Annotated in this window: 26 protein-coding genes; 19 read left to right on the top strand and 7 right to left on the bottom strand. The window is 63.8% G+C overall.

The window, feature by feature from the left end:
- Positions 1 to 17 precede the first annotated feature (17 nt).
- The 8 genes from O1Y97_RS01420 (at position 18) to O1Y97_RS01385 (ending at position 7,615) form a co-directional block, all read left to right on the top strand.
- Positions 18 to 983, top strand: a complete 966-nt coding sequence (locus O1Y97_RS01420) for an ABC transporter permease (RefSeq protein WP_318762826.1) — start codon at positions 18 to 20, stop codon at positions 981 to 983.
- Positions 983 to 1,822, top strand: coding sequence for an ABC transporter permease (locus O1Y97_RS01415; RefSeq protein WP_108605620.1), 840 nt, complete (start codon positions 983 to 985; stop codon positions 1,820 to 1,822). Before O1Y97_RS01420 ends, O1Y97_RS01415 begins: the two co-directional genes overlap by 1 nt.
- Positions 1,822 to 2,811, top strand: a complete 990-nt coding sequence (locus O1Y97_RS01410; RefSeq protein ID WP_318762825.1) for an ABC transporter ATP-binding protein — start codon at positions 1,822 to 1,824, stop codon at positions 2,809 to 2,811. The genes O1Y97_RS01415 and O1Y97_RS01410 overlap by 1 nt, the downstream gene beginning before the upstream one ends.
- A complete protein-coding gene (locus O1Y97_RS01405) occupies positions 2,808 to 3,563 on the top strand; it encodes an ABC transporter ATP-binding protein (RefSeq protein WP_318762824.1) in 756 nt (251 codons plus the stop codon). Before O1Y97_RS01410 ends, O1Y97_RS01405 begins: the two co-directional genes overlap by 4 nt.
- Positions 3,564 to 3,922: 359 nt before the next feature.
- Positions 3,923 to 4,495, top strand: coding sequence for a sigma-70 family RNA polymerase sigma factor (locus O1Y97_RS01400; protein WP_055981680.1), 573 nt, complete (start codon positions 3,923 to 3,925; stop codon positions 4,493 to 4,495).
- Positions 4,492 to 5,154: an anti-sigma factor gene (locus O1Y97_RS01395; protein WP_318762823.1), complete on the top strand. Its 663-nt coding sequence runs from the start codon at positions 4,492 to 4,494 to the stop codon at positions 5,152 to 5,154. Before O1Y97_RS01400 ends, O1Y97_RS01395 begins: the two co-directional genes overlap by 4 nt.
- Entirely contained in the window at positions 5,151 to 6,656 is a 1,506-nt protein-coding gene (locus tag O1Y97_RS01390; protein WP_318762822.1) for a S8 family serine peptidase, read from the top strand. The genes O1Y97_RS01395 and O1Y97_RS01390 overlap by 4 nt, the downstream gene beginning before the upstream one ends.
- A 200-nt stretch (positions 6,657 to 6,856) precedes the next feature.
- The gene (locus tag O1Y97_RS01385) at positions 6,857 to 7,615 is read left to right on the top strand and encodes a glycosyltransferase domain-containing protein (protein ID WP_108609562.1); all 759 of its coding nucleotides are present in this window, start codon (positions 6,857 to 6,859) and stop codon (positions 7,613 to 7,615) included.
- Positions 7,616 to 7,654: 39 nt separating this feature from the next.
- Here the strand turns inward: O1Y97_RS01385 and O1Y97_RS01380 are convergent, their stop codons facing one another.
- Positions 7,655 to 7,876: a DUF2171 domain-containing protein gene (locus O1Y97_RS01380; RefSeq protein ID WP_318764270.1), complete on the bottom strand. Its 222-nt coding sequence runs from the start codon at positions 7,874 to 7,876 to the stop codon at positions 7,655 to 7,657.
- Between the two features lie 263 nt (positions 7,877 to 8,139).
- Between O1Y97_RS01380 and O1Y97_RS01375 the strand changes: the two genes are divergently transcribed.
- Genes O1Y97_RS01375 through O1Y97_RS01360 form a run of 4 tightly spaced genes read left to right on the top strand, consistent with a single transcriptional unit; the run spans position 8,140 to position 11,622 of the window.
- Positions 8,140 to 9,012: a metal ABC transporter substrate-binding protein gene (locus O1Y97_RS01375; protein ID WP_108609561.1), complete on the top strand. Its 873-nt coding sequence runs from the start codon at positions 8,140 to 8,142 to the stop codon at positions 9,010 to 9,012.
- On the top strand, positions 9,009 to 9,923 hold the full coding sequence (locus O1Y97_RS01370; RefSeq protein WP_318762821.1) for a manganese/iron ABC transporter ATP-binding protein: 915 nt from the start codon (positions 9,009 to 9,011) through the stop codon (positions 9,921 to 9,923). The genes O1Y97_RS01375 and O1Y97_RS01370 overlap by 4 nt, the downstream gene beginning before the upstream one ends.
- Positions 9,920 to 10,780 carry a metal ABC transporter permease gene (locus tag O1Y97_RS01365; protein ID WP_318762820.1) on the top strand — a complete coding sequence of 287 codons (861 nt, stop codon included), beginning with the start codon at positions 9,920 to 9,922 and terminating at the stop codon, positions 10,778 to 10,780. The genes O1Y97_RS01370 and O1Y97_RS01365 overlap by 4 nt, the downstream gene beginning before the upstream one ends.
- Positions 10,777 to 11,622, top strand: a complete 846-nt coding sequence (locus O1Y97_RS01360; protein ID WP_318762819.1) for a metal ABC transporter permease — start codon at positions 10,777 to 10,779, stop codon at positions 11,620 to 11,622. The genes O1Y97_RS01365 and O1Y97_RS01360 overlap by 4 nt, the downstream gene beginning before the upstream one ends.
- 38 nt (positions 11,623 to 11,660) lie before the next feature.
- Here the strand turns inward: O1Y97_RS01360 and O1Y97_RS01355 are convergent, their stop codons facing one another.
- The 5 genes from O1Y97_RS01355 to O1Y97_RS01335 all read right to left on the bottom strand — a co-directional run bounded on the left by O1Y97_RS01355 (position 11,661) and on the right by O1Y97_RS01335 (position 18,121).
- A complete protein-coding gene (locus tag O1Y97_RS01355; RefSeq protein WP_318762818.1) occupies positions 11,661 to 12,773 on the bottom strand; it encodes an ABC transporter ATP-binding protein in 1,113 nt (370 codons plus the stop codon).
- Between the two features lie 30 nt (positions 12,774 to 12,803).
- Positions 12,804 to 14,468 carry a beta-galactosidase BglA gene (bglA, locus tag O1Y97_RS01350; RefSeq protein ID WP_318762817.1) on the bottom strand — a complete coding sequence of 555 codons (1,665 nt, stop codon included), beginning with the start codon at positions 14,466 to 14,468 and terminating at the stop codon, positions 12,804 to 12,806.
- A gap of 4 nt (positions 14,469 to 14,472) precedes the next feature.
- Complete coding sequence (locus O1Y97_RS01345) at positions 14,473 to 15,627, bottom strand: carbohydrate ABC transporter permease (protein ID WP_108605609.1); 1,155 nt, start codon at positions 15,625 to 15,627, stop codon at positions 14,473 to 14,475.
- A 1-nt stretch (position 15,628) separates the two neighbouring features.
- On the bottom strand, positions 15,629 to 16,645 hold the full coding sequence (locus O1Y97_RS01340) for a carbohydrate ABC transporter permease (RefSeq protein WP_108605608.1): 1,017 nt from the start codon (positions 16,643 to 16,645) through the stop codon (positions 15,629 to 15,631).
- 120 nt (positions 16,646 to 16,765) lie between these two features.
- Positions 16,766 to 18,121, bottom strand: coding sequence for an ABC transporter substrate-binding protein (locus O1Y97_RS01335; protein WP_183263017.1), 1,356 nt, complete (start codon positions 18,119 to 18,121; stop codon positions 16,766 to 16,768).
- 355 nt (positions 18,122 to 18,476) lie between these two features.
- Here O1Y97_RS01335 and O1Y97_RS01330 point away from each other — a divergent pair, with 355 nt between their 5' ends.
- The 3 genes from O1Y97_RS01330 to gndA all read left to right on the top strand — a co-directional run bounded on the left by O1Y97_RS01330 (position 18,477) and on the right by gndA (position 21,595).
- On the top strand, positions 18,477 to 19,496 hold the full coding sequence (locus tag O1Y97_RS01330) for a substrate-binding domain-containing protein (RefSeq protein WP_108609560.1): 1,020 nt from the start codon (positions 18,477 to 18,479) through the stop codon (positions 19,494 to 19,496).
- 104 nt (positions 19,497 to 19,600) lie between these two features.
- A complete protein-coding gene (locus O1Y97_RS01325) occupies positions 19,601 to 20,041 on the top strand; it encodes a Fur family transcriptional regulator (protein WP_108605606.1) in 441 nt (146 codons plus the stop codon).
- Positions 20,042 to 20,176: 135 nt separating this feature from the next.
- Complete coding sequence (gene gndA, locus O1Y97_RS01320) at positions 20,177 to 21,595, top strand: NADP-dependent phosphogluconate dehydrogenase (protein ID WP_183263016.1); 1,419 nt, start codon at positions 20,177 to 20,179, stop codon at positions 21,593 to 21,595.
- Here gndA and O1Y97_RS01315 read toward each other — a convergent pair.
- Positions 21,592 to 22,647 carry a LacI family transcriptional regulator gene (locus O1Y97_RS01315; RefSeq protein WP_404801297.1) on the bottom strand — a complete coding sequence of 352 codons (1,056 nt, stop codon included), beginning with the start codon at positions 22,645 to 22,647 and terminating at the stop codon, positions 21,592 to 21,594. The two genes, gndA and O1Y97_RS01315, sit on opposite strands and share 4 nt — an antisense overlap.
- A 47-nt stretch (positions 22,648 to 22,694) precedes the next feature.
- Here O1Y97_RS01315 and O1Y97_RS01310 point away from each other — a divergent pair, with 47 nt between their 5' ends.
- From O1Y97_RS01310 to mgrA, 4 genes are all read left to right on the top strand, one after another.
- A complete protein-coding gene (locus tag O1Y97_RS01310) occupies positions 22,695 to 23,030 on the top strand; it encodes a hypothetical protein (protein WP_318762815.1) in 336 nt (111 codons plus the stop codon).
- 114 nt (positions 23,031 to 23,144) lie between these two features.
- Positions 23,145 to 23,891 carry a sugar phosphate isomerase/epimerase family protein gene (locus O1Y97_RS01305; RefSeq protein WP_318762814.1) on the top strand — a complete coding sequence of 249 codons (747 nt, stop codon included), beginning with the start codon at positions 23,145 to 23,147 and terminating at the stop codon, positions 23,889 to 23,891.
- Between the two features lie 10 nt (positions 23,892 to 23,901).
- Complete coding sequence (locus tag O1Y97_RS01300; protein WP_318762813.1) at positions 23,902 to 25,044, top strand: Gfo/Idh/MocA family protein; 1,143 nt, start codon at positions 23,902 to 23,904, stop codon at positions 25,042 to 25,044.
- A 203-nt stretch (positions 25,045 to 25,247) separates the two neighbouring features.
- Complete coding sequence (gene mgrA / locus O1Y97_RS01295) at positions 25,248 to 26,300, top strand: L-glyceraldehyde 3-phosphate reductase (RefSeq protein WP_183263012.1); 1,053 nt, start codon at positions 25,248 to 25,250, stop codon at positions 26,298 to 26,300.
- The last annotated feature ends 112 nt before the right edge of the window (positions 26,301 to 26,412 follow it).

Raw genomic sequence — 26,412 nt, 5'->3', positions numbered from 1 at the left:
TGGGGGAGGGGAAACAGATGATCAAAGCGCAGCGGACGGCCGCGTTCATCGCATCGCGCCTCGTGTCGGTCGTGCTGACCATTGCCGGCGCCACCCTTCTACTGTTCCTGATGATGCGTCTTGTCCCGGGAGACTTCGCGTCCGTGATGCTTGGTCCGCGGGCGACGCCTGAGCTTCGCGTTCAAATCACGCAGGCCATGGGCCTCGACCGTAGCATCCCGGAGCAGCTCTGGCTGTTCTTCAGCCGCATCGCCACCGGCGATTTCGGCGTCGATGTCGTATCGAATCGGCCGATCCTCGATATCGTGATGGATGTGATCCCCAACACGTTGGCGCTGGCCTTCAGCGCGCTGGCGCTGGCGTTGCTGGTCGGCATTCCGATCGGCGTGATCGCGGCGCTGAAGCCGGGTTCGTGGCTGGATAGCGGCCTGGCCCTGCTGTCCATTTCCTTTATCACGACACCTACTCTGGTGGTGTCGGTCGCCCTCTTTCTCGTCTTCGCCATCGGCCTGCATTGGTTGCCCGTGGCGGGGGCCGGAGAACCGGGCGACACGATCGACCAACTACGGCATTTGATCCTGCCGAGCGTGGCACTGGCACTTGGCTGGATCGGCTACATCTCGCGGCTTGTCCGCGCTTCCTTGCTCGACACCCTGGCGGAACTTCACGTGCGGACCCTCCGCGCCTACGGCGTGTCGGAATACCGCATCGTCGGATTGTATTCCCTGAAGCTAGCGCTGGTGCCGATCGTGTCGATCCTCGGCATCGGCCTGGGCGAATTGATCGGCAGTTCGGTTGTGGTGGAGATCATCTTCGCCCGTCCCGGCATCGGAAGCCTGATCTTCAACTCCATCGCGCAGCGCAATTATCCGATTGTGCAGGCTTGCGTGGTGTTCATCGTCACCTTCTACATCATCGCCAATCTGGTGGTCGACATGATCAACGCACTGCTCGACCCTCGCATTGCGGCGGGTCGCGGGTGATGGGGTCTTTCGCGACACTGAAACGCATCTGTTCGGAGCGCGATGGCAGGCTCGGCCTCGTTTTTACGCTCGTCATTCTCATATTCGCGATCGTCGGGCCACTGGTCAGTCCCGACCCCAACCTCATCGACGTCAAAGCCCGCTTTGCGCCACCGGGAGCGGCGCATCTTTTGGGAACCGACAACCTGGGGCGCGATCTTGTTGCGCGCACATCCGCCGGCACACGCTATGCGCTCGCGCTGGCAGCGATGATCGTCGTCATCTCCTCGGTCGTCGGATCGCTGATCGGCGTCGTAGCGGCTGTTGCCGGTCCTCGGATCGACCGGGTGATTACCGGTGTCTTCGACATCGTCAACGCATTTCCGCCGCTCATCCTGGCATTCGCCCTCATCGCCCTCTACGGCAAGGGACCAATCACCTTTGTGCTCCTGGTCACAGTCGTCTTTATCCCGCAGTTTGGCAGGATGGCGCGGGCGCGGGCGCAAAGCCTGCGGAGCCTGAGCTTCATCGAGGCCGAGCGCATGCTGGCCGTGCACCCCGCCACCATCGTGGCCCGGCACTATTTGCCCAATGTCGCCGGTCCCATCATCGTGCTGGCCAGCATGAACCTGCCCGTTGTCATCGCCTTCGAGGCATCGCTCTCGTTCCTCGGCTTCGGCGTGCAACCGCCGAAATCCTCGCTCGGCACGTTGATCAAGGATGGCTTCGTGTCGATCAACCAATCCTGGTGGCCCATCATCGCGGCCTCGCTGGTCCTGGCGATCGCAACGCTCGGCGCAACCCTCCTCGGGGAAGCACTCCGGCGGGTGATCGACCCCAAAACGACAGGAGCGCGCTGATGGCGATCTCGGTGCGCAATCTGTCGGTCGACTATAATCTGTCCCATGTTACCGCGCATGCGTTGCGCGATATCTCGCTGGAGATCGGCAAGGGCGAGATACTCGGTCTCGTTGGCGAATCCGGCAGCGGAAAATCGACCGTCGCATTCGCGTTGATGGGCCTGCTGGCCAACAATGCAAAGGTTACGTCAGGCACCGCTACCATCGGCGGCCGGAGCTATGACCTGACACAGCGCGACGCCACGGCTCCACTGCGGGGACGCGGCATGGCGATGATCTTCCAGGACCCGATGCTGTCGCTCAATCCGGTGTTCACCGTCGGCACACAGCTCTGCGAAGTCCTTCGCCGGCGGTTGCCGGGTGGTGACCGCAAGACGCATGTCGCCATGGCCGAGGAGGCGCTGGCAAAGGTCAAGCTGAGCGACCCGAAGCGTCGGATGGGCCAGTACCCTCACGAATTGTCCGGTGGCATGCGTCAGCGCGTGGTGATCGCCATGGCGCTTCTATCGGAGCCGGTGCTGCTGATCGCCGACGAGCCGACGACGGCGCTCGACGTCACGGTCGAAGCGCAGATCATGCGCGAGATCGTCAGCCTGCGAGACCGCATAGGCTGCGCGGTGCTTCTGATCACCCACAGTCTTGGGCTCGTCACCGAATATTGCGACCGCATATCGGTACTTTATGCCGGCGAACGGCTGGAGCACGGCACGGTCAAGCAAGTCCAGCAGCAGCCCGGTCATCCCTACACGCGCATGCTCTTTGACTGCGAGGTCGCAATCGATCGCCAGCGCGCCGTCAACGTCACCGAAAACCGCTTTACCGTCATCCCCGGGGAATTGCCTGACCCGTTCCGGCGTCCATCCGGTTGCATTTTCAACGGCCGCTGCGATGTCTCGTTCGACGCTTGCGCGACGACTGTTCCGGACGAATTTGCGGTCGGTGACGCAGCGGACCACGGCGCGCGCTGTCTCTTGCTGGCGGGCTCATGATGGATGCCATCTCGATCAGCAAGGCGAGATTGCGTTTTGGCCAGACCATCGCTCTCGACGATGTATCCTTCGCCATTCCGCAAGGCACGTGTTTCGGCATTGTCGGCGAGTCCGGTTCCGGAAAGACGACGCTGATGCGGGCCATTCTCGGGTTGCAGAAGCTCGACCAGGGCGATGTCTGCATTCTGGGCATGCCGCTGTCGCATAGCCGCGCCGCGCTGAAGAAGAGGGCGCGTGTCTTGCAGCCGATCTTCCAGGACCCGGCGGCATCCCTTTCCCCGCGCAGTCGCATCCGCACGCTGATGGGCGAAGTCGCCACGGTCTTGAACGAACCGCTGGCGGTGACATACGAGCGCCTTGGCGTCATCTTGAACCGGCTTGGCCTGCCGAAAGGCATCCTCGACAAATACCCTCACGAGATCAGCGGCGGTCAGGCTCGGCGGGTGGCCATCGCGCGTGCGCTGCTCATGAAACCGTCCATCCTGATCGCCGATGAGCCGACCGCCGGCCTGGACGTCTCCGTTCAGGGCGACTTGCTCAATCTCTTGCAGGACATCAGGCAGTCGGAAAACATGACGCTTGTCGTCATCAGTCACAATCTGGCTGTTGTTCGGTTGATCGCTGAAAACGCTGTCGTGATGCGTGCTGGAAAAGCGGTCGAGAGCGGCGATGTAGCCTCGATGTTTCAATCGCCACGAGACGCTTACACGCGCGAGCTTCTTTCAGCCTGGCCGCGCCTGCGCGTCGAATAAGAAATTTCCCCACATGGGCAACACCAGCCGCCCCGAGTCTCCTTCAGGCTGGATAAAAGTTTGGGGGCAACGTCAGCGTGAATCCTGTCGGGCAAGCCAGCTTTTTGGTATGATCGGGAGCTGTGCTTTGCGCTCGGACTGGCCCAAGTGGGCGTACCAAATGCCCGCTTCTCGGCCGACCCTATCGGACAGACAGAGCCGTATTGGGCCGTGCCACGGCCGGGGATGCTGCCGCTCCCTGCGCCGGACTGGCCATGTCAGGGAAGTTCGGCTAGCTTTCCCTCATCCGAAACATTCCGGTGAACCTTTTTGCGGCCAACAACGACCAAGCAGACAGGAGCCCGGCGGTTGCATCGGCCATGAACATCGCATCAGACCCCATGTCCGATCGTGATCTCGTGAGCCGCGTCGCAAACGGCGACCGCGCCGCTTTGCGGCTCCTGTTCACGCGCCACCATGCACGGGTCTACCGTTTCGTGGCGCGCCAGACGGGGTCGGAAGCCATGGCGGATGACGTTGCCAATGAAGTGTTTCTGGAGTTGTGGCGCAAGGCGCCGCAGTTCGAAGGCCGTTCGGAAGTCTCGACCTGGCTGCTCGGCATCGCCCGCTTCAAGGCGCTGTCGTCGCTGCGCAAGCGCAAGGAAGACTGGCTTGACGACGACGATGCCGCCGCAGTGCCCGACGGCTCGGACACGCCCGAAGTGGTGACGATGAAGCTGGACAAGGGCGCCGCCCTGCGTCGTTTCGTCGACGCGCTGGCCGAGGAGCACCGCACCGTCATCGACCTCGCCTATTATCACGGCAAGTCGGTGACCGAGATCGGCGAGGTGCTCGACATTCCGGTGGCGACGGTGAAGACGCGGATGTTTTATGCCCGCAAGAAACTCGGCGAAGCCCTGAAGGCCGCCGGATACGACAGGGGCTGGCCATGAGCGCTGCCGAAAAGATGTCCCGCCGCGACGAGATCGAAACGCTGCTGCCGTTCTACCTGAACGGCACGCTGGAAGGCGCCGAACTGGCGACCGTCGAGGACTGGCTCGCCAGCGATCCGGCCGCACCCGCGGCCCTCGAAGCCGCCGAGGCCGAGTTTTCCGGCACGATGGCGTCCAACGAGGCGATCCGCCCGCCGGCCGATGCGCTGAGCCGCTTCTCCAGGCTGCTCGATGCCGAGGCCGGGCCGTTCCGCGAGCCGCAGGCGCAGTCGCTGCTGGCGCGTGCCTGGGAGCGGTTCATGGGCGTGCCCGTGGGCGTCGCTTGGGCCGCGACGGCAGCATTGTTGGCCTTCATCGTCGTGCAGGGCGTGGTGGCGCCTTCGGGCACCGGTTCCGACATCCAGGTCGCCGGCACCGGCGCGGAGCAGTCGAAGCTGCCTTTCGCGCTGGTCACCTTCAAGCCTGACGCCAGGATGGCCGACATTGCCGCGCTGCTCGGCGACAACGGTGCGGCGATCATCGATGGCCCGACGGCCAGCGGCGTCTTCCGTATCGCCATTCCTGCCGAAACTGTCGCCGACTACGATCGCATCGTCGGCCTGATCGCGGCGGCACCCTTTGCCGATACGGTGACAGCGGGAAGGAAGCCTGCGGGATGACGCTGCCGAGGCGAGTTGCAGGACTGATGCTGGCGGCGACATTGTTCGCCGCCACGCCTGCATTCGCCCAGACCAATGATCCCAGCCTGACGCCGCAGCAACTTGACTGCCTCAGCCGAACGACGGCAGCGACGGCTGCTGACTGCCTGCAACCCGGCGCGCAGCCGACGCCGGGCGGCCCGGGTTCCGGCGGCGGCATCCCGCCCCGGACCGTCGGCCTGCCCGAATTGCTCGTCGACCTCTTTCCCAATCCCGGCGATTTTCCCGGTGTCGCATCCGGGGGGCAGCCAGCGACGCCGGTGCCGACGCCCAATCCGCTCCGCGACCCGGCCGCCGCAAGCCCGGATCCGTCAGGTGGCGGCGCGCAGGCGGGTGGTGGTCAGCCGACACCGCCGCCGCCTGATGTGCCACCACCCGGAACTGCGATCACCGCGCCGCCGCGCGCCATAGCGGGTTCCTTCGTGCCCGACGAAGTGCTGGTCACCGTCGATGGCGGCGCGCCGGTCGCGCAAGCTGTCGCTGCCGCCTATGGCCTGGAAATCCGCTCGCAGCGTCTGTCGGCCCTGCTCGGCACCAGCCTTGTCCGCTACGGCATTCCCGACGGTCGCCCGGTCGGTACGGTGCTTGCGCAGCTTGCCGGCGATGGCCGCACCACGACACGCGAACCCAACCACATCTACGAACTGCAGCAGGCGGCGGCAGGGCCCAATTTCGCCTTCCAGCGCATCGCGCTCGACGAGGCCGCCGCCAATGGCGAGAACGTCAGCATAGCGGTCATCGACACCGCCATCGACGACACTCACCCCGCGCTGAAGGGCGTCGTCGCCGGCAGTTTCGACGCCATGCCGGGGGTGACGGTCACCGCCCGCGACCACGCCACTTCGGTCGCCGGCCTGATCGCCGGCACCGGACCGTTCAAGGGCATGGCGCCGGGCTCGAAGATCTTCCATGCCCGCGCCTTCGAAGGCGGCAAGTCGAACATGGAGATCATTCTCAATGCGCTCGACTGGGCTGCCGAGCAGAACGTCCAGATCGTCAACATGAGCTTTGTCGGGCCCAAGAATGCGCTGCTGGAGCAGGCCAGCCGAGGCGCCCGCGCCCGCGGCATGATCCTCGTCGCCGCCGCAGGCAACAACGGTCCCGGCGCGCCCTATGGCTACCCCGCCGCCTACAAGGGCGTCATCGCGGTAACGGCCACCGATGCCAAGGACGCGTTGATGAAGCAGGCCAATCGCGGGCCCTACGTCTACATCTCCGCCCCCGGCGTCGACGTCATGGCCCCGGTCGGCGGCGGCACGGATCTGGTGACGGGCACCTCGTTTGCCGCAGCGGTGGTCAGCGGCGCGATTGCCAATTTGTTGCACAACGAGCCAGGCCGCTCTGCAGAATCGATCGAAAAGGCACTCGCCGCCACCGCCACCGATCTCGGCGACAAGGGCCGCGACACCGATTTCGGTTTTGGCCTAATCAACACCAAGGCTGCCGAGGCCGTGAAGGAGTAGGGCCGGCACCGTCCGTCACAGCGGAACATAGAGTTCTGGTGAGCAAGTTGGACCGAGCGGCGTCGTAACGACGGCTTCCAACCGGTTGCGTCCTCAATAAGTTTAGTGAAGCAGCGCGTTGGCCAAAAACCGTGGATAGGTTCTTCGACACTCTATTGCGATTTCGAGGGAAGGCGCGACGGCGGGCGGTATACACCTGCATGTTTGGCTATTCGGAGACATTTGCCGATAGATATTTCAAGCGGGATGGCAAGACCGACTTCATTTGCTTCACTGATGACCGGTCTTTGAAATCCAGTCTGTGGCAGTTCAAATATGTCGACTCGCGCAAGCTTGGCCCGGTTCGAACATCCAAAATGGTGAAGCTTCTACCGCATCGCTTTGTCGGCGGTTACGCGGCGAGCTTGTATTTCGACAATACTGTCGAGCCAAAAGTCCCCGCCGAGGGCTTTTTCCAACTGCTGGATGCAACTCCAGAGCCGATGCTGTGCTTCCGCCACCCCGAGCGAAGCTGCGTGTACGACGAGGCTGAGGTTGTGACCGCCTTGGGTCTGGACGATCCTTCCACGATCGCCGCGCAAATGGATCATTATCGCGCCCTCGGGTATCCGGTCGGCGCGGGGCTCATTACGGCGACGATAATGCTAAGACGACACAACAATGCGGCCCTCGTTACCGTAATGGAGAGCTGGGCTGCTGAGGTGAAAAGATGGTCATATCGTGACCAGCTCTCGTTCAACGTCGTTGCCTGGCGGCACAGGTTCCAACCTGCCTATCTCACGGGCACGCCACATGAAAATGAACTATTTGACTGGCCACGCATAAGCGGCCATCGGCTGCCTCGTGGGTTTCGCGACGAAGTCTATCTAAAATTGAACCCTGACGTTGCAGCCGCAGGCATGAACCCAAGAAAACACTACATCGAAGCAGGATTTGCAGAGGGCCGGCGCTGGAACTAGGCGCTCCCCAAACTTCGACCAGCTAGTCGATACGGAGACCTACTCCGCCTTGCCTTCCTCTTCGAATGTCACTGCTACATCGGCGTTGGCCGACAGGCGCACCTTGTTGCCTTCGGTCTCGGCGACGAGCGCGGTGGAGATGTAGTGATGGTGGCCGCGATGGCTGCCTTCGCCGCTGTCCTTTTTCGTGAGCTTGATGCGCCCGTTCTCGACCTTGTCGACGGTGCCGATATGCACGCCGTCGGCGCCGATGACTTCCATATGCTCGCGAATTGCTGTGCTGGGCGACACGACTGTTCTCCTTGTCTGGGATTGGCAAACGAAAACGCGCTCAGCCTCGATTGGATGCAAGGCCCGAGGCCGTCGCAGCGGAATTCGCATTTCTTATTGCAAACGATTTGCAATTGCATTGACAGGCGACCCGGCTGCCACTAGGTAAGGCATCGTATCTGCCGCCCATCGGGCGCGTATTCTCGAACGGGATATCCATGACAGCGCTACGCACCACCTTCGCCGCCATCGCCATGCTCGCGGCCATGCTTGGGCTATCGGCCTGCTCCCAGGACAGCGAAGCCGGCGGCAAGATGAAGGTGGTGACCACCTTCACGGTGATCGCTGACATCGCCCGCAACGTCGCCGGCGACGCAGCCGAGGTGGAATCCATCACCAAGCCGAACGCCGAGATCCACAACTACCAGCCGACGCCGGGCGACATCCTGCGCGCCCAGAAGGCCGATCTCGTGCTGTGGAACGGGCTGAACCTCGAACTGTGGTTCGAAAAGTTCTTCGAAAACCTCGATGGCGTGGCGCAGGCCGTCGTCTCCGATGGCGTAAGCCCGATGGGCATCGCCGAAGGTCCCTACACCGGCAAGCCTAACCCGCATGCCTGGATGTCGCCCGAGGCGGCGCTCATCTATGTCGAGAACATCCGCAAGGCCTTCGCCGAGAAGGATCCTGCCAATGCCGAGGTCTATGCCAGGAACGCGGCCGCCTATTCGGAGAAGATCAAGGCAACGGTCGCGCCGATCCACAAGGCCATCGAGACCATCCCCGCCGAGCGCCGTTGGCTCGCCACCAGCGAAGGCGCGTTTTCCTATCTCGCCCGCGATTTCGGCTTGAAGGAGGTCTATCTTTGGCCGATCAATGCCGACCAGCAAGGTACGCCCCAGCAGGTGCGCAAGGTGATCGACCTCGTCAAGGCCAACAGCATTCCGGCCATGTTCAGCGAAAGCACGGTGTCGTCCAAGCCGGCCGAGCAGGTCGCGCGGGAAACGGGCGCCAAGTATGGCGGCGTGCTCTATGTCGACTCGCTGAGCGATGAGGGCGGCCCGGTGCCGACCTATCTCGACCTGCTCAGCGTCACCACCCAGACCATCGTCAAGGGACTTTCCCAATGAACGTTCCGCTGAAGGGGCGACCCGCGGCCGAGGCACAGGCCGGCGACGGCCTCAGCGTCGACAACATCTCGGTGACCTACCGCAACGGGCACACGGCCCTGCGCAATGCGTCCTTTTCCATTCCGCGCGGCACGATTACGGCGCTTGTCGGCGTCAACGGCAGCGGCAAGTCGACCCTGTTCAAGTCGATCATGGGCTTCGTGCCGCTCGCTACCGGCAGCGTTTCGATCCTGGGCCAGCCGGCCCGCGAGGCGCTGAAGAAAAACCTCGTCGCCTATGTGCCGCAGAGCGAGGACGTCGACTGGAACTTTCCGGTGCTGGTCGAAGACGTGGTGATGATGGGCCGCTACGGCCACATGAATTTCCTGCGCATGACGCGCAGTATCGACCGCGAGGCGGTGGACGCGGCACTTGAACGCGTCGGCATGGCCGACTTCCGCAAGCGCCAGATCGGCGAGCTCTCGGGCGGCCAGAAGAAGCGTGTGTTCCTCGCCCGCGCGCTGGCGCAGGAGGGCGAGCTGATCCTGCTCGACGAGCCCTTCACCGGCGTCGACGTGCGCACCGAAGAAGCGATCATCACGCTTTTGCAGGACTTGCGCGACGAAGGCCGGGTGATGCTGGTCTCGACGCACAACCTGGGCTCGGTGCCGCGCTTCTGCGACCGCGCCGTTCTGGTCAACCGCACCGTTCTCGCCTCCGGGCTGACGGCCGAAACCTTCACCAAGGCCAATCTCGAAAAAGCCTTTGGCGGCGTGTTGCGCCAGTTCATCCTCGGCGGCGCCGAGTTGCACCAGGACGCCGCCGACAAGCGTCAGGTGACAGTGCTGACCGACGACGAGCGCCCCTTCGTCATCTATGGCGACGGCAACGGCAACGACGGTGCGGCCAAGAAGGGCGGGCGCAAGAAATGATCGCCACGCTTAGCGAGCCGTTCGGCTATGGCTACATGCTCAACGCGATGTGGGTGTCGGCGCTGGTCGGCGGCGTCTGCGCTTTCCTCTCGGCTTATCTGATGCTCAAGGGCTGGTCGCTGATCGGCGACGCGCTCTCGCATTCGATCGTGCCTGGCGTTGCCGGCGCCTACATGCTCGGCCTGCCGTTTGCGCTTGGCGCCTTCCTTTCGGGCGGGCTTGCGGCCGGCGCCATGCTGTTCCTCAACCAGCGCACCAAGCTCAGGGAAGACGCCATCATCGGCCTGATCTTCACCTCGTTCTTCGGGCTCGGCCTGTTCATGATCTCGCTGTCGCCGGCCTCGGTGAACATCCAGACCATCGTGCTCGGCAACATCCTGGCAGTGACGCCGGCGGACACGCTTCAGCTGGCGCTGATCGGCGGCATTTCGCTGGCCATCCTGCTCGCCAAGTGGAAGGACCTGATGGTCGCTTTCTTCGACGAGAACCATGCGCGCTCGATCGGGCTCAACCCCGACATGCTCAAGGTGCTGTTTTTCATGCTGCTGTCGGCCTCGACGGTGGCGGCACTGCAGACGGTGGGTGCCTTCCTGGTCATCGCCATGGTGGTGACGCCGGGGGCGACCGCCTATCTTCTCACTGACCGCTTTCCCCGGCTCATCGTGATCAGCGTGGCGATCGGCTCGATCACCAGCTTCGTCGGCGCCTATGCCAGCTATTTCCTCGACGGCGCCACCGGCGGCATCATCGTCGTGGCGCAGACGTTGATCTTCCTGATGGCGTTTGTCTTTGCGCCGAAGCACGGCATGCTGGCCGCGCGGCGGCGGGCGCGGGTCGAACTGGAGGCGGGAGCATGATCGAAACCCTCACACTCCCCTTTGCCTTCCCGTTCATGCAGCAGGCGTTCGCCATCTCGCTGCTGGTGGCGGTGCCTATGGCGCTGCTGTCGTGCTTCCTGGTGCTCAAGGGCTGGTCGCTGATGGGCGATGCCATCAGCCATGCCGTGCTGCCCGGCGTCGTGCTCGCCTATATCGCCGGCATCCCGCTTGCCATCGGCGCCTTCGCCGCCGGCATGACCTGTGCCCTGGCGACCGGCTATCTCAAGCAGAACAGCCGGGTCAAGGAAGACACGGTCATGGGCATCGTCTTTTCCGGGATGTTCGGGCTCGGCATCGTGCTCTACACCAAGATCCAGACCGACGTGCATCTCGATCACATCTTGTTCGGCGACATGCTGGGCGTCAGTTGGTCCGATGTCGGCCAGACCGCGGTGATCGCTCTGATCGCCACCGGGGCCATCGGCATCTTCCGCCGCGACCTGCTGCTGCACGCCTTCGACCCGCAGCATGCGCAGGCCATCGGCCTGCCGGTCAGGCTGCTGCATTACGGGCTGTTGACCGTGCTGTCGCTGACCATCGTCGGTGCGCTCAAGGCTGTCGGCATCATCATCGCCATCGCCATGCTGATCGCTCCCGGCGCAATTGCCTATCTGCTCACCGACCGCTTCGAGCGCATGCTCATGGTGTCGGTGCTGGTGGCGGTAGCGTGCTCATTCGCAGGCGTCTACCTCAGCTTCTTCATCGACAGCGCGCCGGCACCGACAATCGTGCTGCTGATGAGCCTGACCTTTGTCGTTGCCTTCTTCATCTCGAGGCGCCGGACAGCGCTTCGGGAGCGACAGGTGGTGGTGGCGGATTGAGCCCTCTGCCCTCCCCACAAGGGGGAGGGTGAAGAGCGTCACGCGGCTGCGGCCGCCAATCTGCGGCGGGCAAACGAATGGCCTTCGCTGTCGAAGATATGCAACTCGTCGGGGCTGGCGGCGAGCCGGATCTTCGCACCGCGCTTGACCTCGACATTGCCCGGAAGCTTGGCCACCAACGGCTGGTCGGCGCGGCCGATGTCGATATAGACGAGCTGGACCTCGCCGAGCTGCTCGACATAGTCGACGAGCCCCTCGAACAGGTAGTCGTCGCCGGTCGCGACATAGAGGTCCTCGGGCCGCACGCCGAAGCTCACTGCCTTGCCTTGGGCATCAGTGGGTGTCGCCACCGGCACCGGGGTCTTGTGGCCGCCGACATGGCTGACCAGGCTGGTCTCACCGGCCCGCTCGATGGTGCCGCCAACGATGTTCATCGCCGGCGAGCCGATGAACTGGGCGACAAACAGATTGCCGGGGTGCTTGTAGAGTTCCATCGGCGTGCCGACCTGCTCGATGCGGCCGTCCTTGAGCACGACGATACGGTCGGCCAGCGTCATCGCCTCGACCTGGTCGTGGGTGACATAGATCATCGTCGTGTTGGGCATCGACTCCTTGAGCTTGGCGATCTCGATGCGGGTGGCGACGCGCAGCGCTGCGTCGAGGTTCGACAGCGGTTCGTCGAACAGGAAGACCTTGGGGTTGCGCACGATGGCGCGGCCGATGGCGACGCGCTGGCGCTGGCCGCCCGACATCGCCTTGGGCAGCCGGTCGAGATACTTGGTCAACTGCAGGATCTCGGCGGCGGCGCGCACGCGCTTGTCGATCTCGGCCTTGCTTTCCTTGGCGATCTTCATGCCGAAGGCCATGTTGTCGTAGACGGTCATGTGCGGGTAGAGCGCGTAGGACTGGAACACCATGGCGATGCCGCGCTTGGATGGCGGGATGTCGTTGACCTTCTCGCCGGCGATCTCCAGCGTGCCGCCGGTGATCTCCTCGAGCCCGGCGATAGAGCGCAGCAGCGTCGACTTTCCGCAGCCCGAGGGGCCGACGAAGACGATGAACTCACCCGATTTGATGTCGAGATCGATGCCGTGGAGAATGTGCAGATTGCCGTATGATTTCTTGACGTCCCTGAGCGTTAGATCGGCCATGGTTTCCTCCCAGATTTCTGTCAGCGTCGGTCAGGCGAAGCGCCCGAACCAGGCGCCGTAGCTGCCGAGCCGGACTGCGCCGGCGTCTGCCTTTCCATCAAGTCCGTGTCCCGCCAAAGGCTGCAGGCCCCTGCCTCCGAGATCGACCGTGGCCGGTGCGCTGCCGAGATTGAAGACGCAGACGATCTCCTCGTTGCCCTCGCGGCGGCTGAAGGCCACCGTGTCGCCCTGTGTGTCGAGGAACGAGATGTCGCCCTTGGCAAGTGCGGGATGCGACCGGCGGAACGAGAGAAACCGGCGGTAATGTTCGAGCAGCGAGGCGGCGTCGCCTTCCTGCGTGTCGACCGCCTTGGCCAGATGGTCTGCCGGCGCCGGCAGCCACGGCTTGGCCTTGGAGAAGCCACCATTGGCAGCGTCCTTGTTCCACACCATCGGCGTGCGGCAGCCGTCGCGGCCCTTGAACTCCGGCCAGAAACGGATGCCATAGGGGTCCTGCAGATCCTCGAAGGCAAGACTGGCTTCAGTCAGGCCGAGCTCTTCGCCCTGGTAGATGCAGACCGAACCGCGCAGCGACATCAGCAGCGCCGAGACGACCTTGAGATAGGCGGTGCGGTCGGCCTCGCCCATGCCCCAGCGCGAAGCGTGGCGGACGACGTCGTGGTTGGAGAAGGCCCAGCACGACCAGCCGTCGCTGGCGGCCTTGCCGAAGTCCTCGAGCACCGTGCGCACCTTGGCGGCAGAGATCTTCTCCGGCGCCAGGAAGTCGAAGGCGTAGCACATCTGCACCTTGTCGCCGCCGGCGGTGTAGGACGCGACGACCTCGAGACCGCGCTGGGAATCGCCGACCTCGCCAACCGCCGCTGCGGCAGGGTACTCGTCGAGCACGGCGCGGAAGCGGGCGAGGAATTCAAGGTTCTCCGGCCGGCTCTTGTCGTAGATGTGGTCCTGGAAATTGTAGGGGTTCACCGCCGGTGCGGTCTGGTCGTTGCGCTCCTCCGGCGGCAGCGCGGGATTGTCCTCCAGCCCGGCCGAGTGGAAGTAGAAGTTGATGGTGTCGAGGCGGAAGCCGTCGACGCCGCGGTCGAGCCAGAACCGGGTGACGTCAAGCAGCGCGTCCTGGACGTCGCGGTTGTGGAAGTTGAGGTCGGGCTGTTCGGACAGGAAATTGTGCAGGTAATACTGCATGCGCCTGGTGTCCCACTGCCAGGCCGAGCCGCCGAAGATCGACAGCCAGTTGTTGGGCGGGCTGCCGTCTGGCTTGGCGTCGGCCCAGACGTACCAGTCTGCCTTGGCGTTGTCGCGGCTCGCCCGGCTTTCTTTGAACCAGGGATGCAGGTCGGAGGTGTGCGAGATGACGCCGTCGATCATCACCTTGAGGCCGAGCCGGTGCGCTTCCGCGATCATCGCGTCAAAGTCGGCCAGCGTGCCGAACATCGGGTCGATGTCGAGATAATCCGAGATATCGTAGCCGAAATCCTTCATCGGCGACTTGAAGAAGGGCGAGATCCATACGGCGTCCGCGCCGAGGTCGGCGATGTGCGGCAGCCGCGAGATGATGCCCTTCAAGTCGCCGATGCCGTCGCCGTTGGAGTCCTGGAAGCTGCGAGGGTAGATCTGGTAGATCACCGCCCCCCGCCACCAGTCGCGATCCGCAGCGGGAGCGGGGTTTTCGATCTTGCGCATTGCGGCCTGCATGGAGCTAGCCTCCCTTGACTGAGCCCGCGAGCAGCCCGCGGACGAAATAACGTTGGAGCGAGAAGAACACGATCAGCGGCACGATGATGGTGACGAAGGCCGAGGTGGTGAGGATTTCCCAGTCGCCGCCGCGCGAGCCGAGCAGGGCGTTGAGCTTGCCGGTCAGCACCAACTGGTCGGAGCCGGAGCCCAGGAACACCATCGCCACCAGAAGGTCGTTCCAGACCCACAGGAACTGGAAGATGGCGAAGGAGGCGAGCACCGGGAAGGACAGCGGCAGCACGATCTTGACGAAGATCTCGAAGTCGCTGGCGCCGTCGATGCGGGCCGACTCCATGATCTCGCGCGGCAGGCCGGCGATGTAGCTGCGCAACAGGTAGATGGCGAAGGGCAGGCCGAAGCCTGTATGCGCCAACCATATGCCGAGATAGGTCTTGGCCGGCACGCCGAAGAACAGCCCGACACCGTTGTAGAGCTTGAGCAGTGGGATGAGCGACATCTGCAGCGGCACGACAAGCAGGCCGATGATGACGGCGATCAGCAGCGCGCGGCCTGGAAATCGCATCCAGGCCAGCGCATAGGCGGCATAGGCCGCGATCAGGATCGGGATGATGGTCGCGGGAATGGTGACCGTCAGCGAGTTGATGAAGGAGCGGCCGATGCCCTCGGAAAACAGCACCGTCTGGTAGTTGTCGGTGGTGAAGCGCGGCGGCGCCGACGACGCGTAGTAGACGCGCTGGCCGCGATCGCCCTCGAAGGCTTTGGGCGACTGCAGCACGAAGGAACCGTCGGCGTTGAGCTGCAGTGAAACGCCTTCGCCGAGATCGGCAACCGTGCCGGCTTCGTATTGCGTAGGCTGCTGCGCCTTGGTGCCGAAGGCGCTGATGTTGCGTGCCGGACCGTCGCCGAAGATGTTGCCCTCGATGACGAACTTGCCATCCTTTTCGATCTGGGCCGAAGCACCCGGCAGGCGGCCGGCTTCGGTCTGCGACGAGGTCGAAAGTGCTGTCCACCAGCCCGAGACGATGAGCTGGTCCTTGTCGCGCAGCGAACTGACCAGGATGCCCAGCGTCGGGATGGTCCAGATGGCGACGAAGACAAGCACTGCGATATGGACGCCGAAGCGGCCGAAGAAGGACTTTCCGCTTGCGCTGGCCATGTCAGTGACCTCCCCCGCCTTCGCGATTAGCCTGGCGGATGTTCCAGATCATGATCGGCACGACCGCGAGCATGATGATGACGGCGATCGCAGCACCGCGTCCGAAATCGCCGCCGCCGCGGAACATCCAGTCGAACATCAGGTTGGCCAGGACCTGGCTGTTCCACTGGCCATTGGTCATCGTCAGCACGATGTCGAAGACCTTGAGCACGAGGATGGTGATGGTGGTCCAGACCACCGCGATGGTGCCCCAGATCTGCGGCACCATGATCTTCCAGAAGATCTGGAACGGATTTGCGCCGTCGATCACCGCCGCCTCGATGGTTTCTTCCGGAATGCCACGCAGGGCCGACGACAGGATGACCATGGCAAAGCCGGTCTGGATCCAGATCAGGATCACCATCAGGAAGAAGTTGTTCCAGAACGGCGTCGAGATCCACACCTGCGGATTGCCGCCGAGATATTGCACGGCGGCATTCAGGATGCCGATCTGGGTCTGGCCTTCGGCGCGGTATTCGTAGACGAATTTCCAGATGACGCTGGCGCCGACGAACGAGATGGCGAGCGGCAGGAAGACCAGGCTCTTGGCGATGTTGCCCCACCAGATCTTGTCGGTGAGCACCGCGATGATCAGGCCGAAGAAAGTGCAGGCGGCCGGCACGACCGCGAGCCACAGCAGGTTGTTGAAGATTGAATTTCGAAATTCGCGGTCGCCGAAAGCCCAGCTGTAATTGGCGAGGCCGACGAAATTCTGGCCGGTGCGGTCCATGACGGAGAGCCTCAGCGTTTCGATCACCGGGTAGACGAGATAGACGGTGACGATCAGCATCGCCGGACCGACGAACAGCCACGGCCGGATCAGGCCCTGGCGGCGCAGATTGTCGACAGCGGCAGCACCCGAGACGCCGCGCGAAGGAAAGACCGCGTCGAGGATCTTGTTGGCGCCCCAGTAGTAGACGACGCAGCCGCCGACGCCGATGATGATTGTGAAAATGGCCGAAAGTATCTGTGCCGTCATGGGATCATCCCCCTGGGATCAGGCTGACATCGCTCAGAATTACGAATGGAAAAGCCGGGCGTCCGGACCCGGGCCAACAGGCCCGGATCACAACTCGCATGGACGTCCGCGGGGCGCGCGCTACTTGATCGCGTCCCAGCTCTTCTGGATGTCGGCGGCGACATCGGCCGCAGGCTTGCCGCCGACGAGGTCGATCATGCCGGTCCAGAAGGCGCCGGCGCCGATCTTGCCCGGCATCAGGTCGGAACCGTCGAAGCGGAAGGTCGAGGCGTTGACCAGGATGTCACCCTGCTTCTTCAGCGCTTCGTTGCCATAGGCTTCCTTGTTCGCCGTCTTGAGCGGGGTCAGGAAGCCCGATTGGGCCATCCAGACCTCGTGGGCCAGCGGCATCTTCAGGAAGTCGATGAAGGCGCGCGCGGCCTTGGAGTCCTTGGCGATGGTGAACAGCGTTCCGCCGCCGAGCACCGGATTGCCGAGCTCTGGCTTGGCGGCCATCGGCGGCAGGTAGAAGAAGTCGGCATCCTCGCCGAGCTTGGTGCCTTCAGGGAAGAAGGACGAGATGAACGACGCCTGGCGGTGCAGGTAGCACTTCGGCGGCACCGCAAAGAGGCCCTTCGGGCTGTCGCGGAAGTCGGTTGCGGCGACCGCCGCCTTGCCGCCGTCGACATATTTGTCGTTGGTGGCGATCTTGGCGAAGATGTCGAGCGCGCCGACCACGGCCGGATCGTTGAACGGGATCTCGTTCCGGGTCCACTTGTCATAGACGTCGGGCGCCTGGGTGCGCAGCATGATGTCTTCGACCCAGTCGGTCGCCGGCCAGCCGGTGGCGCCGCCCGAGCCCAGGCCGATGCACCACGGCACGCCGCCATCGGCGACGATCTTGTCGGTCAGGGCCTGCATCTCTTCCCAGGTCTTGGGCACTTCATAGCCGGCTTCCTCGAAATTTTCCGGCACGTACCAGACCAGCGACTTCAGGTCGGCCTTGAACGGGAAGCCGTAGAAGCCGGGCTTGCCGTCCTTGTCCTTGTAGGTGCCGAGATCGACCCAGGACTGGCCGGCGCCGTAATTCTCCTTGACGAAGTTGGCGGTGCCCTCGTCGAGTGCGGTGAGCAGGCCCTTCGACGCCAGGTCCTGGATCAGGCCGGGCTGCGGCAGGATGGCGATGTTGGGCGGGCTGCCGGCCTGCGTGTCGATGACGATCTGCTGCTCGTAGTTCTCGGACGACGAGTAGTTGATGGTGGCGCCGGTGGCCTCGCTGAAATATTCGAGCACCGAGCGGGCCAGGGCTTCGTCTTCCCCGCGCCACGGCCCGAAGATCGAGAGCGTCTCGCCCTTCAGGTCGACCTTCTTGAGTTCTTCGAAATTGGCCCAGGTGAAACGGGCGTCCTCGCCCGGCTTGAACTTCAGCTCCGCCGAGGCGGGCGCGCTCAGGGCGACGGCGGCCAGCGCCACGCCCAGTAACAGGGACTTCCTCATGGTCTTCCTCCCAGTGGATCGAAAACTCCGGACGGAACCTCCATTCCGTCCGCCTGCACCGCCCCGACTGTGCCTCAGACTTGCGCGAGCTGCAACTACACCGCACAACGGCATTTCAAAGCGCTTTGGCTGGCTTCATCACGCCACTGGAATCGAAAAGAGTCAAGAGCGCAGCCGAACTAATCGATTTAAATTTGCCTAGCATGTGCGGTGCAGCATGCTTTTTGGGCGTCGCAGCAGTAAATTCTGCTTCAAACCAAGCACCTGAGGGCCTAGTCTTGCCGGCGCGACACGGCTACTTGGTTCGGCGATCGGACCAGGCTGTATCTAAAGCGCTTTGGGAATCGGGGCCGAGGTGAACCTCAAGCAACTTTCGACCATGCTCCAGCTTTCGCAGACGACGGTGAGCCGTGCGCTCAACGGCTATCCCGAGGTCAACGAGGAAACGCGCCGCCGCGTGATGGAGGCGGCCAAGCGCCATGGCTACCGGCCCAACCCCAGCGCGCGCCGGCTGGCGACCGGCAAGGCCGGCATGATCGGCTACGTCATGCCGACGGGCGCCGCCGTCGACATCGATCCGCATTTCGTCGAGTTCCTGTCGGGCCTTGGCGATTACGCCCGCGGCCACGAGCTTGACCTGGTGCTGAGCCCGGCCGATGCCCAGGACGAGGAGACGACCTACCGGCGCATCGTCGCCAACAAGCAGGTCGACGCGCTCTACATCTCGGCGCCTCGCGCCGCCGACAGCCGCATTGCGCTCGCCCACCAGCTTGGCGTCCAGTTCATCGTCCATGGCCGCAGCGAGGGGCTGGACTTCGACTATCCCTACATCGACATCGACAATGAAGGCGCCTTTCACGACGCGACGCGGCTGCTGGTCCAACTCGGCCACAAGCGCATTGCCCTGATCAACGGCGACGACACCCAAACCTTTGCCATCTTCCGCGAGCGCGGCGTCAGGCGGGCGCTGTTGGAAAGCGGACTGGCGCTTGATCTCAGGCATATTCGCTCCGAGGTCATGATCGAGGAGAACGGCTATCGCGCCGCCCGCAGCCTGCTCGAAGCGTCCGACGCGCCGACGGCGATCGTCTGCTCCAGCCTGATCATGGCGCTGGGCGTGGTCAGGGCGGCGCGCGACCTCAATTTGTCGCTGCCCGGCGACCTGTCGCTGGTCAGCCATGACGACGTCTTTCCCTGGCTGAAGCCCGAGCATTTTTCGGTGCCTCTGACGACCACGCGCTCCTCCATCCGCGCCGCCGGCGCCCGTGTCGCCGAGCGGCTCGCCGCCCGCATCTCGGGGCTGGAGGACGGGGCCCGCGGCGAGGTCTGGCCGGTCGATCTCGTCGTGCGCGGTTCGATTGCGGGCGCACGCTAGCGGGCGCTGTTTCCACAGCGGGGCTGCTGTTGTCGCTGTTCATCTGGGGATGAACGCGTACATAATCTTTTGCAACTGGGTGTCATCTGGCACATAGTCGCGCCATGATGAAAACCGCAGCCAAGCCCGTTTCCAAGAAGCCCGACTATGAGAAGGCGTTGCGCAAGGCGGGCATCCGCATCACCCGGCCGCGCAAGATCATCCTGGGCATACTGGGCGAGACCGAGGACCATCCCGACGCGCTCGAGATTTTCCGCCGCGCCGAAACCATCGACAAGAGCATCTCCCTGTCCACGGTCTACCGGACGATGAAGCTGCTGGAGGAGATGGGTGCCATCCACCGCCATGCCTTCGAGGGCGGGCCGTCGCGCTTCGAGCAGGCCGGCGGCGATCACCACGACCATCTGATCGACATCGAAACCGGCAATGTCATCGAGTTCCGGTCCGACAGGATCGAACAGCTACAGCAGGAAATCGCTCGCCAGCTCGGCTACGACATCGTCCATCACCGGCTCGAGCTCTACGGCCGCCGCCGCAAGGATTGATGACGCAAGGTCAGGGCACGACGAGTTGATCGGCCTCTGCCGGTGCCTGGACGCGCGCGAGTTGACCTTGTCACGGGCCCGGTCAATCATGCCGCCACCCCGGACCACAGCAATCAGCAGACAGGAACAGCGACCATGGAAAAAGCCGAAATCGGACTGATCGGGCTTGGCACGATGGGCTCGAACCTGGCGCTCAACATCGCCGAAAAAGGCCATCGCATCGCCGTCTTCAACCGCACCCCGGCGAAGACCCAGGCCTTCGTCGAACAGGCCGGCGACCTGCGCAACATGATCGTGCCCTGCGCCTCCATCGCCGAGCTGGCCGAGGCCATCCGCCCGCCGCGCCCGGTCATCATCATGGTGCTAGCGGGCACGCCGGTCGACGAGCAGATCGCAGCGCTTCGTGGCGTCATGTCGGCCAACGACATCGTCATCGACGCCGGCAACGCCAATTTCCGCGACACCATGCGCCGCTTCAAGGAGCTCGAGGGCTCGGGCCTGACCTTCATCGGCATGGGTGTCTCGGGCGGCGAGGAGGGCGCGCGCCACGGCCCCTCGATCATGGTCGGCGGCACGCCTGAATCCTGGACGCGCGTCGAAGACGTGCTGACCGCGATATCGGCCAAGTTCAAGGGCGAGCCATGCGCGGCCTGGCTCGGCACCGATGGGGCCGGACATTTCGTCAAGACCATCCATAATGGCATCGAATATGCCGACATGCAGATGATCGCCGAGATCTACGGCATCCTGCGCGACGGCCTCGGCATGAAGCCGAAGGAGATCGCGCCCGTATTCGCCGGCTGGAACAAGGGCAGGCTGGAGTCCTACCTGATCGAGATCACCGCATCCGTACTCGAAGCCGACGATCCCACGACCGGCCGCCCGGTGGTCGACATCATCCTCGACCGCGCCGGCCAGAAGGGCACCGGCAAGTGGTCGGTCATCGAGGCGCAGCAGCTTGGCATTCCGGCAACGGCGATCGAGGCGGCGGTGGCGGCGCGCGTGCTGTCGTCGATGAAGGACGAACGGCTTGCGGCGGAGAAGGCCTATGGCGCCAACACGCTGAAGTTCGCAGGCAGCCGGGACGAAGTGCTAGGCGACCTGGAACTGGCACTGTTTGCCGGCAAGATCGCTGCCTACGCGCAGGGCTTTGCCGTGATGGCCGGCGCCTCGAAGGAGTTCGGCTGGAACCTGCCGATGCCGACCATCGCCAAGATCTGGCGCGCCGGCTGCATCATCCGCTCGCAGTTCCTCGACACCATCGCCGAAGCCTTCGGCAAGGCCGAACCGTCGACCAATCTTCTGATGGTGCCGGCCTTCGTCGAGATGATGGGCAAGGCGCATCCTTCGCTCCGCCGCATCGTCGCCCGTGCCGCCGAGGCCGGATTGCCGGTGCCGGCGCTGTCGTCGGCGCTGGCCTATTTCGACAGCTATCGCCAGGGCCGCGGCTCGACCGACCTGACCCAGGCGCAGCGTGACTTCTTCGGCGCCCACGGCTTCGAGCGCATCGATGCGCCCGGCGCACATCACGGCCCGTGGGGAAGTGGAAGCTAGGCTTCGTAGGCCTCCACCGCTCTCGGGTGGCTGATGCTCTGCAGCGAGGCCATGTCGCGTCCTGAAATGCGGCCAAGCACGGCGTGGGCAAGTTCCGCGCCGGCCAGTCGGATGTCCTCATTGATCACATAGAGCTGCGGCCGCAGCAGGTGCAGCAGCTTCGATGTCTGCTTCGAGACGATGTCGACATCCTGGCCGAGCTTGAAGCCGGCATCCTCGACACCCGCGACCAGCGCGAACGTGCCGGCACCCGCTCCGCTGACGAAGCCGTCCGGGCGGTTGGGCCGAAGCATAAGCTCAGTGGTGAGTTTGCGGAGCTCTTCGATCGAATGGTCGACGGTGGCGGTCGGGAAAGGCACCTCGCTCAAGCCGTGCTCCATCAACGCATCGGCAAAGCCATCGCGCATGTGCCTGTAGTAGCTGAGGTTCGAGGGCGGTGCGAGCAGTGCCAGCCGCTTCCGCCCCAGCGCGGCAAGCTTCTCCACCGCCTCGCGCGAATAGGCACGGTTGTCGAAGTCGTGGAAGGGGTGCTCGATACCCATGTGAGTGCGGCCATGCGTGGCGAAGGGCATGCCGTGCTCGGTCATATAGCGCACGCGTTGATCGTCGGGCTCGATATGCGAGATGATGACGCCGTCGGCGGACGCGGTCTCGACGACATAGCGCACCGGTTCGAGCGGATCGTTTGTGCGCGAATAGGGTGTGACGACGAGGTGATAGGGCGTCGGCGCCAGGGCCTCCGAGATGCCGTAGATCAGGTCGGAGACGAAGCCGCCGATCTGTTCTTCGGTGTTGAGCACCAGACTGATGACATTGGTCTTGCCGGTCCGCAGGCGCACGCCCGCGCGGTTGGGACGATAGCCGATCTGCTTGGCGACCAGTTGCACGCGTTGCCGGGTCGCCGCGCCGATTTCGGGGGCGTCCTTCAGTGCACGGGAAACGGTGGTCACGCCAAGCCCGGTCATGAAGGCGATGGTCTTCAGCGTCGGTGGGCTGGCCTCGCCACCGGCCGCCTGCGCAGCACTTTCGTCCGGCAGTGTCTTGTCGTTCATAGCCATTGCCCCGCCGTCCTTACTGATCGGCATATCGCATCTGCATCATGGACCGTGCAAGCTTTTCCGACAAGAACTGTAACGTTGCAGTAGGATTTCCTGGAGGGGCCAAAACGAGCGTTGAGGCGACTTCAGACCGGGCTGCAGAATTGCCAGCGGCATCGCAGCGCTGCGTCGGATGCTTCGACAATATGACAACGAAAATAGTCGGTTATAACGAAATCCAGCCGGATTTTTTTGGTCCGTGGGCGAAGCGTTTTAGTTCGGGTCCCGAAGAAAATCACTACACTGGCCTTGCTGCCCATTGCGTCAGGTCGCGAGTTGACTTACGCTTCAAATCTGTAACGTTGCAGATACGAGCCGATGCGACTTCAACGGCGTGAATTTTTGGCCGCTGCTGCTGCTGTCGGGCCGATTTCGGGCGCGGGTTGCCGTCGAGACGACGCATGCCGCGCTGGCCAAGATGAACCGCATACGCAACCAACCGGACGAACGAGATGGACTGGTCATTTCAACTCTACAGCGCGCGCAACTTTCAGCCTTGGGAAGATGTGCTGAAGACCCTTGACTCGCTCGGCTACACCCAGGTCGAAGGGTATGGCGGGGTCTACGAGAATCCGGAGGCGTTCCGCGCGGAGCTCGACAAGAACGGACTATCCATGCCGAGCGGTCATTTCGGCATCGACATGCTCGAACGGGACTTCGGCACAGCCAAGGGCATCGCCGAAACGCTGGGCATGAAGCTGATCGCTTGCCCTTGGCTCGAACCGGCGGAACGACCGACCGATGCGGATGGCTGGCGCGCTTTCGGCCGGCGCCTCGCCGCGATCGGCAGGAAAGCCAGGGACGCCGGCTTCGATTTTGCATGGCACAATCATGACTTCGAGTTTGCACCAGTAGCCGGAGGTCTCGTGCCGCAGCGCCTCATCCTGGAAGCCGCGCCCGACATCGGCTGGGAGATGGACGTCGCCTGGGTGATCCGGGGCGGCTCCGACCCGCTGCATTGGATCGAGGAGTTCGGCCCGCGTATCGTGGCCGCCCACGTCAAGGACATCGCGCCCGATGGCGAGGCCAAGGACGAGGACGGCTGGTCGGATGTCGGCCATGGTGTGGTCGACTGGGCGGGACTAGTGATCGCACTGCGCAACCGGACGCCGGCACAATACTTCGTCATGGAACACGACAATCCTGCCGATTTCGAGCGCTTCGCGCGTCGCTCGATCGCAGCGGCCACGACCTTCTAGGGAGCATCGCATGGCAAGGAAACTCGGAGTCGGGGTGGTTGGCTGCGGCAACATCTCCACGACCTACTTCAAGCACGCGCCGGCGTTCAAAGGCATCGAGATGCGCGCCTGCGCCGACATCAAGATGGACGCGGCGCGCGCCCGGGCAAAGGAATTCAAGCTGCGCGCCGAGACGGTCGAGGGGCTGCTGGCATCCGGTGACATCGACATCGTCGTCAACCTGACGATCCCGGCGGTGCACTACGAGGTCTCCAGGCAGGCGATCGATGCCGGCAAGCACGTCTATTCGGAAAAACCCTTCGTGCTCGCCATCAAGGACGGTCTCGATTTGAAGAAGCGGGCCGAGAAGAAGGGCGTGCGCATCGGCTCGGCACCCGACACGTTCCTCGGCGGCTCGCACCAGTTGGCGCGGCACCTGATCGACACGGGCAAGCTCGGCAGGATCACCAGCGGAACCTGCCATGTGATGAGCCACGGCATGGAACAGTGGCACCCCAATCCCGACTTCTTCTTCCAGCCGGGCGGCGGGCCGATCCTCGACCTCGGGCCCTATTACATCGCCAATCTGGTGCAACTGATCGGGCCGGTGGCCCGCGTCGCGGCCTTGTCGTCGATACCGGCCAGGGAACGCACGATTTTGTCCAAGCCGCGTGCCGGCGAAAAGATTCCGGTGACCACGCCGACGACGATCCTGGCGCTGATGGAATTCGAGAACGGCGCGGTGTTCACCTTCAATGCCAGCTGGGACGTCTGGGATAGCGGTCACGCCCCGATGGAGCTCTATGGCGAGGCCGGTACCATCCACATGCCGGACCCCAATTTCTTCGGCGGCGAGTTGCGTTACACCAAGGGTGAAAAGCCGCTGAAGACGCTGCCGAAATGGGACCACCCGTTCTCCGTGCCCAACGAGAAGCATCCGGAAGGCATGATGGCCAACTACCGTACGGCAGGCCTGGCCGACATGGCGCTGGCGATCATGCAGGGCAGGCCGCACCGCTGTTCGCTCGAACTCGCCAACCACGTCATCGACGTCATGACCGGCATCCTGAAATCGGGCGAGACGAGGAAGTTCGTCGAGATGCAGACCACTTGCGAACGGCCCGCGCCGCTGGGGCCCGCCGCTGCGAGGGGGCTGCTGGCGAATAAGCAGTAGACAGCCCGAGGTGACATTTGCTTTAGGGCAAGGCATGTTCGATCTGGAACATGCCCCTCATCCGGCCGCTTCGCGGCCACCTTCTCCCCGCTGGGGAAGAGTCTGGCGCCAACGCTGCTGCACTCCCCTCCCCTCGGGGAGAGGTCGTCCGAGCGAAGCGGAGGACGGGTGAGGGGGCAGTCTACAAATTCAAGGAAAGCGCTATGTCCTGGCAACCCGCCGCAAACCGCTACGAAAACATGGTCTACAACCGCTGCGGCAGGTCGGGCCTCAAGCTGCCTGCGATTTCGCTCGGCCTGTGGCACAATTTCGGCGAGGACACGCCGCACCAGACCAAGCGCGCCATCTGCCAGAAGGCCTTCGACCTCGGCATCACTCACTTCGACCTCGCCAACAACTACGGTCCGCCGCCCGGTTCGGCAGAGACCGCCTTCGGCGAAATCCTGCGCACCGACTTCGCCGGCCTGCGTGACGAGATGATCATCACCACCAAGGCCGGCTACGACATGTGGCCGGGGCCGTATGGCGAGTGGGGCAGCCGCAAATATGTGCTGGCGAGCCTCGACCAGAGCCTCAAGCGCATGGGACTCGATTATGTCGACATCTTCTATTCCCACCGCTTCGACCCCGAGACGCCGCTCGAAGAGACGATGGGCGCGCTCGACCATGCCGTGCGCTCCGGCAAGGCGCTCTATGCCGGCATCTCGTCCTATAACGCCCAGCGCACGCGCGAGGCCGCCGATATCCTGAAGCGGCTCGGCACGCCGTGCCTGATCCACCAGCCGAGCTATTCGCTGATCAACCGCTGGGTCGAGGATGACGGCCTGCTCGATGCGCTCGACGGGCTCGGCATCGGCTCGATCGTGTTCTCGCCGCTGGCCCAGGGCATGCTGACCGGCAAGTACCTGCAAGGTGTGCCGGAAGGCAGCCGCGCATCGCAGGGCAAGTCGCTGCGGCAGGCTTTCCTCAGCGACAAGACGCTCGCCAACATCCGCGCGCTCAACGCAATTGCCGAGCGCCGCGGCCAGACACTGGCGCAGATGGCGCTGGCCTGGGTGCTGCGCGGCGGTCGCGTGACCTCGGCGCTGATCGGCGCCAGCCGCCCCGAGCAGGTCGAGGATTGCGTCGGAGCGATCAGGAACCTCGCCTTCAGCGACGCCGAGCTGGCCGAGATCGACCAGTATGCGCGCGACGCCGACATCAACCTTTGGGCACGTTCGGCCGAGCGCGAAGGCCCGGCGCGGCAGAAGAAATAAATCTCCCGCTACCTTCGCCTGCCTTGGTGGCCTTGTACCCCCACACCTGGCCCCTCCCCACAAGGGGAGGGGGACAATCCGTGCCCTGACGTGGAGCATGCGGGCGAAGCGG

This window comes from Aminobacter niigataensis (assembly GCF_946995915.1).
In the GTDB taxonomy this organism is placed as follows: domain Bacteria; phylum Pseudomonadota; class Alphaproteobacteria; order Rhizobiales; family Rhizobiaceae; genus Aminobacter; species Aminobacter niigataensis.
Note: the sequence above shows the minus strand (reverse complement) of the source record. Positions and strands in the feature narration are given on the sequence as shown.